This window comes from Marinobacter aromaticivorans (assembly GCF_002806975.1).
Taxonomy (GTDB): Bacteria; Pseudomonadota; Gammaproteobacteria; order Pseudomonadales; family Oleiphilaceae; genus Marinobacter; species Marinobacter aromaticivorans.
The window spans coordinates 25,975-42,385 of the sequence record NZ_NIHD01000005.1 but is presented as its reverse complement, the minus strand read 5'-3'; the positions used below and the strand labels follow the sequence as shown (position 1 = coordinate 42,385).

Sequence of the window (16,411 nt, the reverse complement as noted above, 5' to 3'; positions counted from 1 at the left end):
TCAGCTGCGATAGTCTGCGTTGATGCTGACATAGTCGTGGGAGAAATCGCAGGTCCAGACCGTTTCACTCACCTCACCCCGTTTGAGATCAATGGCGATGGTTATTTCTTCCTGGTCCATGACCGCTTGCCCCCGCTCCTCGGAATAATCCTCAGCACGGCCACCGTCCCGCACGAGACATACGTCTCCGAGGTGGATTTCCAGAACATTAACGTCCAGATCCTCAATACCGGCGCGGCCAACCGCCGCCAGAATACGCCCCCAGTTGGGGTCTGATGCAAACAGGGCGGTTTTTACCAAAGGCGAATGCGCCACAGTGTAAGCCACATCCAGAGCCTCCTGCCGGGTCCTGGCGCCCGTCACCCGAATGGTGACAAACTTGGTTGCACCTTCACCGTCGCGCACTATGGCATGCGCAAGATCCATATAGATTTCTTTTAATGCCTCCTGAAGCGGCGGCAGATGCGGGCTGTCGAGGGTAATCTCCGGCCCGCTATACTGGCCGCTGGCAATGAGCATGCAGGCGTCGTTGGTGGAGGTATCGCCATCAATGGTAATCCGGTTGAAGGATTGCTCCCCCAGCTCCGATGCCAGGACCTGCAATGCATCGGGCGCAATACGGGCATCGGTGGCAATAAAGCCCAGCATGGTGGCCATGTTGGGGCGAATCATTCCGGCCCCCTTGCTGATGCCGGAAATGGCGATTGTGTGGCCGCCCAGGTCAATCTGCCTTGACGCGCCCTTGGGCCGTGTATCTGTGGTCATGATGCCGCTCGCCGCTTCTGCCCAGTGATTGTCTGCCGTGTTGGCCAGGGCATCTGGCAAGGCGTTCACAATTTTCTGAACCGGCAAAGGCTCACCAATCACACCGGTGGAAAACGGCAGCACTTCAGCGGTACTGACACCGGCCTGCTTTGCTAAAGCCTCACAGCAGGCTATCGCATCCTCCATGCCGCGCCGGCCGGTGCCGGCATTGGCATTGCCTGTGTTAATCAGAAGATAGCGCGGCGCTTTCTCCGCCAGATGCTGGCGGCTCAGGGTAACCGGCGCCGCGCAAAACCGGTTGCGGGTAAACAGGCCGGCAACCCGGCTACCCGGTGCCAGCTCAAACACTACCAGATCCCTGCGACCGGGCTTTTTTATTCCGGCGCTGGCAACACCCAGCCTGACACCCGCTACCGGGAAAAATTCGGGTAAGGTTCCTGGTCCGACCGCCATCCTGCCACTCCTTCTGATTCTGAAACAAATATGCCTGTAAACGAAAAACCCGCAGTCTGCCAGTCAACTGGTCGATTGCGGGTTCCGTACTTAACTAACTGTCAGTGCGGGTGCGGATCAGCTCACCTTACCGCAGCACTGCTTGTACTTTTTGCCGGATCCGCATGGGCAGGGCTCGTTACGGCCCACCTTGCGCTCCTGGCGCACAAAGGTTTCGGGCACAGCCGCCTGACCCTCATTTTTTCGCTCGCCTTCGCTCTGTGCTGTTGCACTGGTTTCGTCATGACGCAGGCGTGCCCTGGCAAGTTCCTGTTCCAGTTCTTCCTTGCGCCGGCGCTCAATTTCGTCCATCTCTTCCCGGCTCTGGACCCGAACGTGACAAAGTACTCTGGTGACATCACGCTTCATGGTTTCCAGCATGGTCTCAAACAGGTTAAACGCTTCACGCTTGTATTCCTGCTTGGGGTTCTTCTGGGCATAGCCACGCAGATGGATACCACGGCGCAGGTGATCCATGTTGGAGAGGTGCTCTTTCCAGAGGGTATCGAGTACCTGCAGGAACACCTGCTTCTCAAATTTGCGCATGGACTCGGAGCCGGCAATTTCTTCCTTAGCCCGGTACGCGGCCACGATTTCGTCCAGAATTTTCTGGCGCAAGTTCTCTTCGTAAAGCTTCTTGTCCTCTTCCAGCCAGGTCTGAACCGGCAGATCGATGGCCATCTCAGACTGCAGCTGCGATTCCAGACCAGCCACATCCCACTGCTCCGGCATGCTCTGGGGCGGAATATGCTCGCTGATCAGCGCATCAACAACGTCTGCACGAATGGTATCGACCATCTCGGAGATATCATCGGAAGACATCACTTCGTTACGCTGATCGTAGATAACCGTACGCTGATCGTTGGCTACGTCGTCGTACTCAAGCAGTGTTTTACGCATGTCGAAGTTACGCCCTTCGACCTTGCGCTGGGACTTTTCAATGGCGTTGGTGACCATCCGGTGTTCAATGGCTTCACCTTTCTTCATCCCCATGGCCTGCATCAGGCTCTTGACCCGATCCGGCGCGAAGATACGCATCAGGTTATCTTCCAGAGACAGGAAGAAACGGGAAGAGCCCGGATCCCCCTGACGGCCCGCACGACCGCGCAACTGGTTGTCTATACGTCGGGACTCATGGCGCTCAGTACCCACAATATGCAGGCCGCCGGCTTCCAGAACCTGATTGTGGCGTTCTGTCCACTCTGCCTTCAGGCGCGCGATTTCTTCCTCTGTGGGGTTGTCCAGGGCAGCAGCTTCGTGCTCCCAGTTACCACCCAGTACGATATCCGTACCCCGGCCAGCCATATTGGTGGCGATGGTGACCGCACCGGGGCGACCGGCCTGGGCAATAATCTGGGCTTCCGATTCGTGCTGCTTGGCGTTCAGAATCTTGTGCTCGATGCGGGCTTTTTTCAGCAGCATGGAAAGCAATTCCGAGGCTTCGATGGAAGCCGTACCCACCAGAATGGGCCGCCCTTCGCCTGTCACATCCTTGATTTCATCAATAATGGCGTGGAATTTCTCTTCCTGCGTCAGGTAAACGAGATCGTTGTAGTCAATGCGCTGGATCGGTTTGTTGGGGGGTATGACCACCACATCCAGGCCGTAAATCTGGCGAAACTCGAAAGCTTCTGTATCCGCCGTACCGGTCATGCCGGCAAGTTTGTCGTAAAGGCGGAAATAATTCTGGAACGTGGTTGAAGCCAGAGTCTGGCTTTCGGCCTGGATCTTCAGGCCTTCTTTGGCTTCTATTGCCTGATGCAGGCCCTCGCTCCAACGCCGGCCCGGCATGGTACGGCCTGTGTGCTCGTCAACAATAACAACCTGACCGCCCTGAACGATGTAATCCACATCCTTCTGAAAGAGGTGGTGAGCGCGAAGCGCTGAATGAACATGGTGCAGCAGACTGAGGTTGGCTGCGGAGTAGAGACTTTCGCCCTCTTCAAGCAGCTGGCGGCTTAGCAACAGTTCTTCAACCCGTTCGTGGCCCGCTTCGGTCAGTTCAACCTGGCGCGTCTTTTCATCAATGGTGAAATCGCCGGAGGACTCGCCCTCCTCATTGACCTCGCCTTTCTCCAGGCTGGGTATCAGCTCATTAATGGCCAGGTAGGCTTTGGAACTGTCTTCAGCGGCGCCGGAAATGATCAGGGGGGTGCGGGCTTCGTCGATCAGAATGGAGTCAACTTCGTCCACTATGGCGTAGTGAAGGCCACGCTGCACCTTGTCTTCGGTGCTGAATGCCATGTTGTCGCGGAGGTAATCAAAGCCGAATTCGTTGTTGGTGCCGTAGGTAATATCGGCCTGGTACGCAGCCCGCTTTTCTTCTGGCGACTGGCCAGCAACAACCACACCCACCTGTAACCCCAGAAAACGATAGAGCTTGCCCATCCATTCCGCATCACGGCGTGCCAGATAATCGTTTACAGTTACTACGTGCACGCCTTTACCAGGCAGGGCATTAAGATAAACCGCAGCGGTCGCAACCAGGGTTTTACCTTCACCGGTCTTCATCTCCGCAATCCGGCCTTCATGCAGGGTTATGCCACCAATAAGCTGCACATCGTAATGACGCATACCCATAACACGGCGGCTGGCCTCGCGAACCGTTGCAAAGGCTTCCGGCAACAGTGCATCCAAACTCTCACCTTCATCAAGACGGCGACGGAACTCAGCCGTTTTGCCCTGCAACTCGGTGTCCGCCAGATTGCCAAACTGCTCTTCAAGCTCGTTAACACGCAAGGCGATCTTGCGCATTCTCTTGATTTCTCTGGCATTTTTACTGCCGAACATCTTGGTTGCAAACTTTGAGAACATAGACCACTGCTTCTGTGATTAAACGGAGGAAGCCGGCATTCTAACCTTATTTTGCGGGAGTACAAAAGGCAGGGCGCACATAGCCGACGTTCTGTGGCTATCCTGTGCCAAATACCGGGAACTTTGGAACCTGCTGAGGCTGGCGGGGGCTGACAGGCACCAGGCAAAAGCCGTGCGTTTAACGGCTGGCTCTCTTGATGTAGGTTTCCGGGTTTTCGGTTTTACCGTTGCGAATCACCTCAAAATGAACATGAGGGCCGGTAGAACGACCGGTGCTTCCCATCAGTGCCAGAACCTGCCCCTTCTGGACAACATCCCCCACTTCTACCTTGATGGTCTTGCAGTGTGCATAGCGGGTAACCAGGCCATCACCGTGATCAACCTCAACCAGATTGCCGTATCCGAAACGCTCGGAAGCGTAGGTTACCACACCACCGGCAACAGAAATAATATCACTGCCTTCCTTGCCCGCAAGGTCAACGCCTGCATGCCAGGTACGCTTCCCGGTAAACGGATCGGAGCGGTAACCGTAGCGTGAAGATAACCAGCCCCAGGTAATCGGGCGACCTTCCAGATAGAGTTCATCTTCAAGTTTCTGACGGGAGGAAACCTGATCCAGCAAGCGCAGCTGTTGTTCACGATCCTGCATCTTGCGTTCAAGCTCGTCAATCATCCGGGTCAGATCCGGCGCCGAGAAGGAATCGGTCGGAAGCGATTCTTCCGGGCCACCCACGGCAGCTGGCTGATTGAAATCGAATTCGTCACTGGCAACCAGCCCGGATTCCACAAAGCGCTGACCCAGCGCGTCAAGGCGCAGTAACCGGCCCTGTATCTCGCCCAAACGGAGCGTCAGGGCATCTACCTGGTCCTGGACATTCTGCTGCACTCCGGCCAGTTCAGCTTTCTGGCTATCAAGCCTGGCCTGCCACATAGCGACAAGTTCTGAGTCGGAAGGCTGGCCGGCTTCTGCCTGAATCACTGCAGCACTGTAACCAGCATAACCTGCGGCGACAACCAGTGCGGCAACAACCAGCGTGAAGGCTAAAACAGTCTTGCCGTTCAGCGCCAGCACGCGGGACTTGCCGTGACTCTTGCCAACAAGAATGATATTCATAGTGTCATCTGGTTTCATCAATGAACCGCAACCTTATCCTGTAGTGTTGCAGCCCGGAATGTTCCGAGTGGGTCTGCCATCCTTAGCAACAACTACGTACCGAAAAATCGTAGCGCCCGGTAGACATACTCTTTTACATCAGGGTAAAACAAGAGTGGCGCTGGCACTACGCACAAAGCGTGCCGAAGTGTAACCAATCGTTATCCCGGTCGTCGAGAATAAAACACTCTATGAAACGAAAAAATGAGCAAAAAATAACCTTCGACAACCCTGGCTCAACACCGGTTCTGCGCGAGCTGATGGCCAAAGCCAACACCCATCGCAGTGCAGAAAAGGAAGTTTTAGCCTCCTTACCACCGGCGCTGGCAACAGGTACCCGCTTCGTTAGCTGCATTGAGGGTGAACTTACCCTGTCTACCGATAGCGCAGGAAAAGCCAGCCAGATCCGGTTCCGTCAACATGAGATTATGGAAGCTTTGCGGGAGAACGAGCTGTTCCGGTTTGTATGGAAGCTCAAGGTAAAAGTGGTGCCACCGAGGTTTAGCGAAAAACCACCGGCTAAAAAGCTGGCGCTGAGTAAAGAAAATGCCCGGCTCCTCAAAGAGGAAGCCAGGCACACGAAGGATCAAAAATTACGCGAGGTTCTCGAAAAACTCGCAAGCCACGCCCGGGATTAAGGCCTCCCGCCTTAAGCCGGAACTGCCAGCACCGGCTTCATATAGGAGATAGGCGCGGTTTCTTCGTTATCAAAGGTAACCACTTCCCATGCGTCCTCTTCTGCCAGGAGCTTGCGCAGCAGCTTATTATTCAGATCGTGACCGGATTTGATGCCACGGAACTCGCCAATCAGGCTGTTGCCCAACAGGTACAGATCCCCGATAGCATCCAGTACTTTGTGTTTGACGAACTCATCCTCATAACGAAGACCATCCTCGTTCAGGATCTTGTAGTCGTCTACCACTATGGCGTTATCCACGCTGCCACCCAGCGCCAGATTCATCGCCCGCAGTTTTTCGATGTCTCGCATGAACCCGAAGGTCCGTGCGCGGCTGACTTCCTTCACGAAAGAGGTGCTCGAAAAATCCACGGTCGCCGTCTGGGCGCGGCCTTTGAACACAGGGTGATCAAAGTCTATGCCAAAGCTCACCTTGAAGCCTTCAAACGGCAGGAAGGTCGCCTTCTTGTCGCCTTCTTCAACGGTCACTTCGCGCTTGATGCGAATGAACCGTTTGGCCGCCTCCTGCTCGGCAATGCCGGCAGACTGCAGCAGAAAGACGAAGGGGCCGGCAGAACCGTCCATGATAGGCACTTCCGCAGCGCTCAGCTCCACATAGCAGTTATCAATACCGAGACCAGCCATGGCTGAAAGCAAATGCTCAATGGTCGCCACACGGACACCGTCTTTTACCAGCGTCGTGGACAGCATGGTCTCACCCACATTTTCAGCGCAAGCCAGAATTTCGACCACCGGGTCGAGATCGGTGCGCCGGAAAATGATTCCCGAATCTACCGGGGCGGGCTTCAGGGTAAGGTAAACCTTTTCCCCCGAGTGAAGCCCGACACCAGTAGCACGGATCGTGTTTTTGAGTGTCCGTTGTCTGATCATCGGTTCGTTATTCCGTAAAAAATGGCGATATTCCAGGCAAAAAGCTGGGCGAAGAATATCAAAAAACGCCACTGACTACCATTTACACTCATCAATATTGCCTGAATTTCATGCAATACCGATCGCCGGAAGTCAGCGCTCCGTTATCCGAAGAGGTCCGCCGGGCGTATGAATACGACCTCAAACCGGATATATTTTGCGCCACACTATCAGTCAGCCTGCCGGCGAAGGAATGCGGGAATATCGAGATAGTCCACTCCCTGCTCTTCGTTTGCCTTGCTCTGGTCAATCGCCACATTCCCGCCTGATACCGCACGGCGACGCAGGATTGCAGGACGATCCAGCTGATTGTAATCGGTTGTGCCATCCAGTGTGCGGGTGTTATCCACCACTTTGGTCGGCTTTTCACGATCTCCACCAAGGCCTGTGGCAACAACCGTCACCTTGAGCTCATCGGTCATTTCCGGATCAATGACGGTACCCACAACAACCGTGGCTGAGTCAGACGCGAACTCACGAACAATATCGCCAACTTCGGAGAATTCGCCCAGGTTCAGATCCATGCCAGCGGTGATGTTGACCAGAATGCCCTTGGCACCCTGCAGATTGACATCTTCCAGCAGTGGGCTACGGATGGCCGCTTCGGCCGCTTCCCGTGCACGGTTTTCACCGGTAGCACGCGCAGTACCCATCATCGCCATACCCATTTCCGACATGACGGTTTTCACATCCGCAAAATCGACGTTGATCATACCATTACGGGTAATCAGGTCGGCGATACCCTGGACAGCACCCAGCAGCACATCGTTTGCCGCGGCGAAAGCATCCAGCAGGCTGGTTTTCTTGCCAAGAACGGCAAGCAGCTTCTCGTTCGGGATGGTAATCAGCGAGTCAACGGTTTCCTCCAGCTCCTTGAGCCCCGCTTCCGCCAGGCTCATTCGCTTGCCGCCTTCAAAGTTGAACGGCTTGGTGACCACCGCAACGGTCAGAATACCCATTTCCCGGGCCACCTCGGCAACCACTGGAGCGGCACCAGTGCCGGTCCCACCGCCCATTCCGGCGGTAATAAACACCATATCCGCGCCACTGATGGCCTCGGCAATGCGGTCGCGATCCTCCAGTGCAGACTGGCGACCGATTTCAGGGTTCGCACCCGCACCCAGGCCCTTGGTGATGTTGCCACCGAGCTGGATAATCTGGCGTGCATCCATATCAGTCAGTGCCTGGGCATCTGTATTGGCACAGATGAACTCGACACCTTCGACATCGCTGTTCAGCATGTGACGCACGGCGTTACCGCCGCCGCCGCCAACACCGACTACCTTGATGACTGCGTTTTGTTGGACATTATCGACAAGTTCAAACATTCCCCTTCTCCTTCGTGCTGTTTTCAGCCTTGTTCCAGGCTGTTTGTTCGAGATTGTATTTTCGAGATACCTTCGTTTACTGCCTGCCCGGAACCGTCAGAAATGACCGGTAAACCAGGCCTTCATGCGCTCCAACAGCGAGGGTGCATCTTCACCCTTGAGCACCGGTGCCCGGCCAAGATCCATCTGCCGGAAACCATGAATCAGCAACCCGACACCTGTGGCGTAGATGGGGTTGTTGACCACTTCCGTCATACCGGAGACCGCTTGCGGACAAGCAAGCCTTACCGGCATATGGAAGATCTCTTCAGCCAGCTCCACCACGCCTTCCATGGTGGAGGAGCCGCCTGTAATCACGATGCCTGCGGGTATCAGGTCTTCAAAACCTGAACGCCGAAGCTCTGACTGCACCAGCGTAAAAAGCTCTTCGTAACGGGGCTCGACCACTTCCGCCAGGGCCTGGCGTGAAAGATCACGGGCGGCGCGATCACCTACGCTGGGTACCTTTATGGTTTCATCAGCGCCCGCCAGCTGCGTCAAAGCGCAGGCGTACTTGATTTTGATTTCTTCCGCATTCTGGGTGGGCGTTCGCAGGGCCATGGCGATGTCATTGGTTACCTGATCGCCGGCGATGGGAATGACCGAGGTATGGCGGATAGCGCCGCCTGTAAACACGGCGATATCCGTAGTACCGCCACCCATATCCACAATGCAGACACCCAGTTCCTTTTCATCATCAGTGAGGATGGCATGGCTGGACGCCAGCTGTTCCAGAATGATGTCGTCGGCTTCCAGGCCACAGCGACGAATGCATTTCTCAATGTTCTGGGCTGCGTTGACGGCACAGGTCACCAGATGCACCTTGGCCTCGAGGCGAACACCGGACATCCCCATGGGCTCCTTGATGCCCTCCTGGTTATCGATCACAAACTCCTGCGGCAGAATGTGCAGGATTTTCTGATCCGCAGGAATGGCAACCGCCTGTGCCGCATCGATAACCCGGTCGATATCAGCCTGGGTCACTTCCCGGTCACGAATGGCGACAATGCCGTGCGAGTTAAGGCTCTTGATATGACTACCGGCGATTCCCGCATACACAGAGTGAATGCGACAACCTGCCATCAACTCGGCTTCCTCAACCGCGCGCTGGATGGCCTGAACCGTGGTTTCAATGTTGACTACAACGCCCCGCTTCAGTCCCCGGGACGGATGGGAGCCAACGCCCACCACCTCGATGGTTCCGTCCAGTTTGCGTTTGCCGACGATCGCAACCACCTTTGAGGTTCCGATATCGAGGCCGACAATCATGTTTTCCGTTTCAACCGATGACATGTGTTCCACCAAACCCTGGGTCTGAAATTGACTGTTCTATGTTTTCGGGCCGGAAGCAGCCTGTGCCGCTTTCCATTGAACCGCCACACCGTTGGTGTAGCGGGCATCTACCCGGCTAACTTCGTCCGACCGTGATATCAGCCGGTTTTCATACACTGTGATAAACCGCTCAAAGCGCTTGGCAACCTGGTCCCGGCCAAGCACCACTTCAATCCCGTTTGCGAGCCTGAGGGTCCAGGCCCCCCGCCGTTCCAGTGATAATCCGGAGAATCCCAGGCCATGCCCCGCCAGTTTATCGCTCATGGTCCGGGCCATGTTGATCACGTCACGCACCCGCTCGTCCGGGCCCGCGAGTTGCGGCAAGCGCCCGGCAACTTCCGGATTGGGCGGCATGAACAGCTCGCCTTTGCGGCTGACCAGGCGCCCGTCCGTCCAGTAAGCCAGGGGCTTTTTCTCACGGACATTAAGCTCCAGCCGATCCGGCCATACGCGCCGCACTGCCACCGTCTCAACCCAGGGGCGTCGCTCCAGATCGGCCTTGATTTCCGAAAGATCCGTCGAGAAATAACTTTTGCCGATCCATTTTCCAGCCTGGCGTTCAATAGCAACACGGCTGTCGCCAATGAAATCCCCGTTTACGTCTATTGCCAGAATTTGTTGATCCATGGCGCCCAGCACTTTCCCGGTAGCCCATGGCACCAGCCCCGCCACCAGCAAAATCACGACACCCAGGCCGGCCTGCAGCCAGGGAACCGTAGACAGTACCGCCTTCAACACGCCAAACCGGTCCCTTTCCGGACCGAGGGACGTTGCCCCCCGGCGCCGGGGAGGGTCGGACGGAACCGCCCGGCTCCGGATCAGCAGCGTCTCAAGCATCTGCGCCCTCCAGCGTGTCGAGAAGAATCCGCACAACCAGTTCCTCAAAGCTGATACCGGCAGCCCGCGCCGACATTGGGACCAGGCTATGGTCTGTCATGCCCGGCACCGTATTCACTTCCAGCAGCCAGAACTCACCGTCCTGATCCTGCATGATGTCTACCCGGCCCCAGGTGCGGCAGCCCACAACCCGAAATGCCTCCAGTGCAAGATTCTGCAGCTTCACTTCATCCTGAGGCGCCAGCCCGCAGGGAATTTGGTAGCGGGTATCGTCCGCCAGGTACTTGGCGTCGTAGTCGTAGAACACATGATCCGTGCTCAGCCCAATGGCCGGTAGCGCGCTGTCTTGCAGCAGGCTGACCGTAAACTCGGGCCCTTCAATCCACTCCTCCACCAGTACCAGGTTGTCCAGCGCGGCGGCGGCCTCGTAGGCTTCAGCCAGTTCCGCAGCCGTCGTCACCTTGCGGATTCCGATGCTGGAACCTTCCCGGGACGGCTTGACGCTCAGTGGCGGGCGCAGTTCCTGAACAATCCGGCCAGCCTCCTCTGCGGCAGACATGACTCTGAACTTCGGTGTGGGCAAACCACAGCCAGCGAACACGTACTTTGTGCGCAGCTTGTCCATTGCCAGAGCCGAAGCCAGAACTTCGCTGCCTGTATAAGGGATACCCGCCTGGGAAAGGATTGCCTGAAGCGTTCCGTCCTCCCCGCCACGACCATGCAGGGCGATGAAAACGCGGTCAAACTCCGGGTTTTCTACTGTTTTTAACAGGCAGCCCTGAACATCCAGGGCGAACGCATCCACTCCTGCAGATACCAGGGCCGCAAGAACCGCCTTGCCACTTTTGAGAGACACCTCGCGTTCAGCCGAATCTCCTCCCATAAACACAGCCACACGCCCCAGCGCCCGAACCATCTCTGGCTCAGCCTGATACGCCGGTATTTCCGGATGCTGCATATCACTCACCTGCAAGTACTCCTGCTGCCAATCGATTCGCCACACCGCTTATATCGCCTGCACCCTGCGTAATCAGGAGGTCTCCGTCCTGTAGCACGCTGTTCAGTAAACTCTCGATCTCGCGGTTGTCCTCTACGAACACCGGCTCTACCTTGCCGCGCTGTCTTATGCTGCGACACAAGGCACGGCCGTCGGCCCCCGGAATCGCGGGTTCGCCCGCGGAGTAGACGTCCATCAACAAAAGCCCGTCAACTTCCGAAAGAACCCGGACAAAATCCTCATACAGGTCTCGGGTTCGTGTGAATCTGTGGGGCTGATACAGCATCACCAGGCGACGCCCCGGCCAGGCATCGTGAGCCGCGCGAATCACCGCCTCGACCTCAGTGGGGTGGTGCCCATAATCGTCCACCAGGGTAACCGTTTCGCCCTTGGCAGTTTTGTATTCCCCATTGACCTGAAAGCGGCGCCCGACACCGGCAAAGGCAGACAGACCGCGGCAAATGGCTTCGTCTGCAACGCCTTCATCGGTGGCAACCGCAATCACGGCAAGCGCGTTGAGCACGTTATGGCGCCCGGGCATTTTCAGCTCTACCTTCAGGTCACTGCGCCCGCCGGGACGCTTGACAAGAAAATGCGTTCTCAGGCCATCCGTTACGATATTTTCTGCCCGATAATCTGCATCCGGATTATTGATGCCATAGGTAATGATCGCGCGGGAGATACGCGGGATGATCTCCCGCACGTAGGCGTCGTCCACGCACATCACTGCAACGCCGTAAAACGGAAGGTTGTGGAGGAAATCCACAAACGTCTGCTTGAGCTTTTCAACGTCGCCGCCATAGGTATCCATATGATCGGCTTCGATGTTGGTCACTATCGAGATCACCGGTGTCAGATGCAGGAAAGACGCATCACTCTCATCCGCTTCAGCCACCAGATAGCGGGAACCGCCCAGCTTGGCGTTCGTGCCGGCACTGTTAAGCTTGCCGCCAATCACGAAAGTCGGATCAAGCCCGGCTTCGCCGAGTACCGATGCCAGCAGGCTGGTGGTGGTGGTTTTCCCGTGGGTGCCTGCTACCGCAATACCGTGACGGTAGCGCATGATTTCGGCCAGCATCTCGGCTCGCGGCACAATAGGCACACGCCGGCTGCGAGCAGCTGTCACCTCGGGGTTGTCGGGCGCAACCGCAGAAGACACCACGACCACATCGGCTTTCGCACTGTTTTCTTCCCGGTGGCCAATCTGGACCTCAATACCCAGGGCCTTGAGACGATCTGTCACCACGCCTTCCCTGATGTCCGAGCCGGATACGTCATAGCCCTGGTTTTTCAGCACTTCCGCTATACCACTCATACCGGCGCCACCGACGCCCACAAAGTGGATATGGCGAATCCGGCGCATTTCCGGCACCTGAAAAACCAGTGGCGGATTGGTTGTATCAGCCATTGGCGGCCTCCAGACAATAATTCACGACTCTCTCCGTTGCATCGGGGCGAGCCAGCGTGCGAGCGGCTTTCGCCATATTCATGACCCGGGTCCGATCCCTGGTGAGATCCCCCAGAATTTCAACCAGGGCGGCTGGCGTAAACCGCGCCTGTGGTATCAGCACCGCCGCCCTGGCATTCACCATTTGCTGGCCGTTTTTCGTTTGATGGTCATCTACTGCATGGGGAAAAGGCACCAGAATGGCACCGATACCCGCCGCGCAAAGCTCCGAGATCGTCAATGCGCCGGCGCGGCACAACACGATATCGGCCCAGTTGTAGGCTTCTGCCATATCTTTGATAAACGGCTCAACATCAGCCTCGACTCCGTGCTCTTCATAACAGGCCCGCGCCGCGTCAACATGCTTTTCGCCACATTGGTGACGAACCTGCGGTCGCTCTGCTTGCGGCAGCATGGCTATGGCCTCCGGCACCTGCTGATTGAACACCTGAGCACCCAGGCTGCCACCCACCACAAGCAAACGCAGCGCAGAATCCTGCCTGTCTTGCCCGGCCATTCTCTGTTCCGGCTCAGGCAGGCGCACCAGGTCTTCGCGCACTGGGTTGCCCGTGCACCGGGTAATCACACCGGCACCAAAACTCCCCGGAAAAGCTTCCAGTACGGTGTTCGAAAAGCGCACCAGAAGGCGGTTAGTCATACCGGCGATAGCGTTCTGTTCATGAATCACCAGAGGCGTTCGTGTAAGCCAGGCAGCCAGGCCACCTGGCCCGGTCACGAATCCACCCATACCCACCACGCAGTCGGGGCGGATGCGACGCATAATGGTGAAGGCTTCACCCAAGGCACGCATCAGCCGAAAAGGTGCCGCGATCAGGGCCAGCTTGCCTTTGCCTCTGAGCCCGGTGATATGAATCAGCGACAGGGGGATGCCGGAATCGCCGATCAATCGTTCCTCCATGCCACCCCTGGCTCCCAGCCAGTGCACCTGGTGCCCCCTGGCTTCAAGCGCACGGGCAGTGGCCAGTGCCGGAAACACATGGCCTCCGGTACCTCCGGCCATCATCAGGAACCGACGCGGTGCAGTCATAGTGCCCCTCCGCGCTTACGGGTGGCCGGTTTTTCGGCGGCCTGTTTTTCCTTGTCCAGCCTTTCCATCTCAACTCTCGCCAGAATGCCGATACAAACACAGCTAATCATCAGGCTGGAACCGCCATAGCTCACCAGCGGCAACGTCAGGCCCTTGGTGGGCAGCAGGCCGGTACTCACTGCCATATTGATGCCCGCCTGCAGGCCAATCAGCAGCGTAATGCCGTAGGCAAAACAGGCGGCAAACGGCATCCGGGCCTTTTCCGCGCGCCGGGCGATCACAAAACCGCTCACAACCAGCACCGTGAACAGCCCCAGCACCAGCAAGGCACCCAGCAACCCGAACTCTTCAGCGATAATCGCGAATATAAAGTCGGTGTGTGCTTCGGGCAGAAAGAACAGCTTCTGTATGGAATTCCCCAGGCCCACACCCGTCCATTCACCGCGCCCAAAAGCAATCAACGACTGCGTGAGTTGGTAACCAGTGTCAAACTGGTCTTTCCAGGGGTCCAGGTAGCTCACGACGCGCTTGAGCCGATATGGCTGGGTCAGCACCAGAACAACCCCCAGAGCGGTCAGAACGGCAATTAGCGGTACAAACCGGCTAAGGCGGACACCGCTCAGGAAAATCATGCCTGCAGCGGCAGTGACCAGAACCACAGTAGCCCCGAAGTCCGGCTGAATAACCAGCAGCGCAGAGGCCACACCGAGTACCGCAAGAGGTTTCAGAAACCCCGGCCAGGTATTCAGTAACTCATCCCGCCGCCGCACAACGTAACCGGCCAGATAGGCAATGAGGCAGAGCTTCGCAACCTCCGACACCTGCACGTTAAACAGGCCAAACGGAATCCAGCGGGTTGAGCCATTCACGGTTCGGCCCAGCGGGGTCAGAACCAGGGCGAGCACAAGCAGGCCGATACCCAGTAACAGCCAGCCACTTTTCTCCCACCAGGCCACAGGCACGTTTACCGAAACAAGCGCCAGCATGCAGCCCATAACCGCGAACATAAGCTGGCGAATCACATAGTGATAACTGTTGCCCATGGTCTCGGCGGCTATATCCATAGAGGCGGAAGAAATCATCACAATCCCGAGGATCAGCAGAGCGACCGCACTGATCACCAGCGCCGGTAACGGCTGCAGCTCCCCCAGCCACTGTGCTTTTGCGGATGACATTGACAGCCCGGCCTGCATCAGTGCACCTCCCCCAATGACTGGACCAGACCACGAAACTGATCACCGCGATCCATGTAATCCCGGAACATATCGAAGCTTGCGCAGGCAGGGGACAACAATACGCGATCCCCTTCCCGCGCAAGTTCTGCGGATTTTCTTACCGCCTCCGGCAGGGTTGAAGAAAGGTATACAGGAACCCTGGAGCCCAGAGCGGCCTTGATACGTTCCGCATCACGTCCGATCAGCACCACGGCCCGGCAGCATTCTCCCACCGGAACAGCCAACTCGGAAAACTCCGCGCCTTTTCCCTCACCGCCTGCAATCAGAACCACTTTCCCATCGTCCTGGGGCGCCAGGCTGTTTATGGCTGCTACGGTGGCGCCGATATTCGTGCCTTTTGAATCATTGATGTAGTCAACTCCTGCCAGCCGGCGCACGAATTCGCACCTGTGGGGCAGTCCACTGAACTTCCGGGCGGCTGTCAGCATGGCGTCCATTGGCAGGCCGGCAACATGCCCCAGAGCCAGTGCGGCCATCACGTTGCTGAGATTGTGCCGGCCCATCAGCTTCAGCTCACTTGTGTTGAGAAGGTTGTCGAACCCGAAAGTCAGCCACAGGCCCTGGTCATCTTCCCGGGTACTGAAGGTATCCGGGTTAACGCGATTGAACCCGAAGCACAAAAACCGCAGATTGTCCCGCGCCATGGGCGTGCTAAGGGCATCATCAAGATTCACAATGGCATTGCGGCAGCCGCGGAAAATCCGTTGCTTGGCCTGAAAATACGCCATCTTGTCCGGGTAACGATCCAGGTGATCATCACTCACGTTCAGCACTGTGGCGGCCAGTGCATTCAGCTGCCCGGTGGTTTCCAGCTGGAAGCTGGAGAGCTCAAGCACATACAACTCGGCGCCACAGCCCAGCAAGTCAAGCGCCGGTGTTCCGATATTTCCGCCAACCCCGACCTTGCGCCCGGCTTCCCGGGCCATTTCGCCCAGCAAGGTCGTAACGGTGGTCTTGCCGTTGGAGCCTGTTATGGCCACAACAGGCGCGTCGACGGCCTCGGCAAACAGGTCAATGTCGCCGCGTACACGCGAACCCCGGCCAGCGGCAAAGGCAATGGCCGGCTCGGCAATACTGATACCGGGGCTCACAATAAGCTCGTTGAAACCGGCGAACAGTTCCCCGTCGAACGGCCCCAGGTAAACCGGGATGTCCGGCCATCCGGCACGCAGGTCATCCAGGCACGGAGGTGCTTCACGGCTATCAGCCACCGCGATCTCCCGCCCCTGTGCAGACAGATAGCGCACGCAGGAGAGCCCGGTTTTACCGAGCCCCACTACCAATGTGCGGCGATCTGACGTGATGACACTCATAATCT

13 protein-coding genes are annotated in these 16,411 nt (G+C 57.1%); 1 reads left to right on the top strand and 12 read right to left on the bottom strand.

Annotation, left to right across the window (positions count from 1 at the left end):
- From argJ to CDH48_RS08890, 3 genes are all read right to left on the bottom strand, one after another.
- Positions 1 to 1,218: a bifunctional glutamate N-acetyltransferase/amino-acid acetyltransferase ArgJ gene (gene argJ, locus CDH48_RS08900; RefSeq protein ID WP_100688387.1), complete on the bottom strand. Its 1,218-nt coding sequence runs from the start codon at positions 1,216 to 1,218 to the stop codon at positions 1 to 3.
- Positions 1,219 to 1,335: 117 nt separating this feature from the next.
- A complete protein-coding gene (secA, locus tag CDH48_RS08895) occupies positions 1,336 to 4,071 on the bottom strand; it encodes a preprotein translocase subunit SecA (protein WP_100688386.1) in 2,736 nt (911 codons plus the stop codon).
- 178 nt (positions 4,072 to 4,249) lie between these two features.
- Positions 4,250 to 5,203, bottom strand: a complete 954-nt coding sequence (locus CDH48_RS08890) for a M23 family metallopeptidase (RefSeq protein WP_100688385.1) — start codon at positions 5,201 to 5,203, stop codon at positions 4,250 to 4,252.
- A 212-nt stretch (positions 5,204 to 5,415) separates the two neighbouring features.
- Here CDH48_RS08890 and CDH48_RS08885 point away from each other — a divergent pair, with 212 nt between their 5' ends.
- Complete coding sequence (locus tag CDH48_RS08885) at positions 5,416 to 5,862, top strand: DciA family protein (protein WP_100688384.1); 447 nt, start codon at positions 5,416 to 5,418, stop codon at positions 5,860 to 5,862.
- Positions 5,863 to 5,873: 11 nt separating this feature from the next.
- Here the strand turns inward: CDH48_RS08885 and lpxC are convergent, their stop codons facing one another.
- The 9 genes from lpxC to murD form a co-directional block, all read right to left on the bottom strand.
- Complete coding sequence (lpxC, locus tag CDH48_RS08880; RefSeq protein WP_100688383.1) at positions 5,874 to 6,791, bottom strand: UDP-3-O-acyl-N-acetylglucosamine deacetylase; 918 nt, start codon at positions 6,789 to 6,791, stop codon at positions 5,874 to 5,876.
- Positions 6,792 to 7,000: 209 nt separating this feature from the next.
- Positions 7,001 to 8,158: a cell division protein FtsZ gene (gene ftsZ, locus CDH48_RS08875; protein ID WP_100688382.1), complete on the bottom strand. Its 1,158-nt coding sequence runs from the start codon at positions 8,156 to 8,158 to the stop codon at positions 7,001 to 7,003.
- 96 nt (positions 8,159 to 8,254) lie between these two features.
- Positions 8,255 to 9,490: a cell division protein FtsA gene (gene ftsA / locus CDH48_RS08865; RefSeq protein ID WP_100688381.1), complete on the bottom strand. Its 1,236-nt coding sequence runs from the start codon at positions 9,488 to 9,490 to the stop codon at positions 8,255 to 8,257.
- Positions 9,491 to 9,526: 36 nt separating this feature from the next.
- The gene (locus tag CDH48_RS08860; protein WP_100688380.1) at positions 9,527 to 10,366 is read right to left on the bottom strand and encodes a cell division protein FtsQ/DivIB; all 840 of its coding nucleotides are present in this window, start codon (positions 10,364 to 10,366) and stop codon (positions 9,527 to 9,529) included.
- Complete coding sequence (locus CDH48_RS08855; RefSeq protein ID WP_100688379.1) at positions 10,359 to 11,324, bottom strand: D-alanine--D-alanine ligase; 966 nt, start codon at positions 11,322 to 11,324, stop codon at positions 10,359 to 10,361. Before CDH48_RS08855 ends, CDH48_RS08860 begins: the two co-directional genes overlap by 8 nt.
- A 1-nt stretch (position 11,325) precedes the next feature.
- On the bottom strand, positions 11,326 to 12,771 hold the full coding sequence (gene murC / locus CDH48_RS08850) for a UDP-N-acetylmuramate--L-alanine ligase (protein ID WP_100688378.1): 1,446 nt from the start codon (positions 12,769 to 12,771) through the stop codon (positions 11,326 to 11,328).
- Positions 12,764 to 13,858: an undecaprenyldiphospho-muramoylpentapeptide beta-N-acetylglucosaminyltransferase gene (gene murG / locus CDH48_RS08845; protein ID WP_100688377.1), complete on the bottom strand. Its 1,095-nt coding sequence runs from the start codon at positions 13,856 to 13,858 to the stop codon at positions 12,764 to 12,766. The genes murC and murG overlap by 8 nt, the downstream gene beginning before the upstream one ends.
- Positions 13,855 to 15,051 carry a putative lipid II flippase FtsW gene (ftsW, locus tag CDH48_RS08840; protein ID WP_100688376.1) on the bottom strand — a complete coding sequence of 399 codons (1,197 nt, stop codon included), beginning with the start codon at positions 15,049 to 15,051 and terminating at the stop codon, positions 13,855 to 13,857. The genes murG and ftsW overlap by 4 nt, the downstream gene beginning before the upstream one ends.
- The gene (gene murD / locus CDH48_RS08835; protein ID WP_100688375.1) at positions 15,051 to 16,406 is read right to left on the bottom strand and encodes a UDP-N-acetylmuramoyl-L-alanine--D-glutamate ligase; all 1,356 of its coding nucleotides are present in this window, start codon (positions 16,404 to 16,406) and stop codon (positions 15,051 to 15,053) included. Before murD ends, ftsW begins: the two co-directional genes overlap by 1 nt.
- Positions 16,407 to 16,411 lie beyond the last annotated feature (5 nt).

Bases quoted from the DNA above. Each gene is read 5' to 3' on its own strand.
- argJ (WP_100688387.1), bottom strand. From the start codon at position 1,218: ATGGCGGTCGGACCAGGAACCTTACCCGAATTTTTCCCGGTAGCGGGT.
- secA (WP_100688386.1), bottom strand. From the start codon at position 4,071: ATGTTCTCAAAGTTTGCAACCAAGATGTTCGGCAGTAAAAATGCCAGA.
- CDH48_RS08890 (WP_100688385.1), bottom strand. From the start codon at position 5,203: ATGAAACCAGATGACACTATGAATATCATTCTTGTTGGCAAGAGTCAC.
- CDH48_RS08885 (WP_100688384.1), top strand. From the start codon at position 5,416: ATGAAACGAAAAAATGAGCAAAAAATAACCTTCGACAACCCTGGCTCA.
- lpxC (WP_100688383.1), bottom strand. From the start codon at position 6,791: ATGATCAGACAACGGACACTCAAAAACACGATCCGTGCTACTGGTGTC.
- ftsZ (WP_100688382.1), bottom strand. From the start codon at position 8,158: ATGTTTGAACTTGTCGATAATGTCCAACAAAACGCAGTCATCAAGGTA.
- ftsA (WP_100688381.1), bottom strand. From the start codon at position 9,490: ATGTCATCGGTTGAAACGGAAAACATGATTGTCGGCCTCGATATCGGA.
- CDH48_RS08860 (WP_100688380.1), bottom strand. From the start codon at position 10,366: ATGCTTGAGACGCTGCTGATCCGGAGCCGGGCGGTTCCGTCCGACCCT.
- CDH48_RS08855 (WP_100688379.1), bottom strand. From the start codon at position 11,324: ATGCAGCATCCGGAAATACCGGCGTATCAGGCTGAGCCAGAGATGGTT.
- murC (WP_100688378.1), bottom strand. From the start codon at position 12,771: ATGGCTGATACAACCAATCCGCCACTGGTTTTTCAGGTGCCGGAAATG.
- murG (WP_100688377.1), bottom strand. From the start codon at position 13,858: ATGACTGCACCGCGTCGGTTCCTGATGATGGCCGGAGGTACCGGAGGC.
- ftsW (WP_100688376.1), bottom strand. From the start codon at position 15,051: ATGCAGGCCGGGCTGTCAATGTCATCCGCAAAAGCACAGTGGCTGGGG.
- murD (WP_100688375.1), bottom strand. From the start codon at position 16,406: ATGAGTGTCATCACGTCAGATCGCCGCACATTGGTAGTGGGGCTCGGT.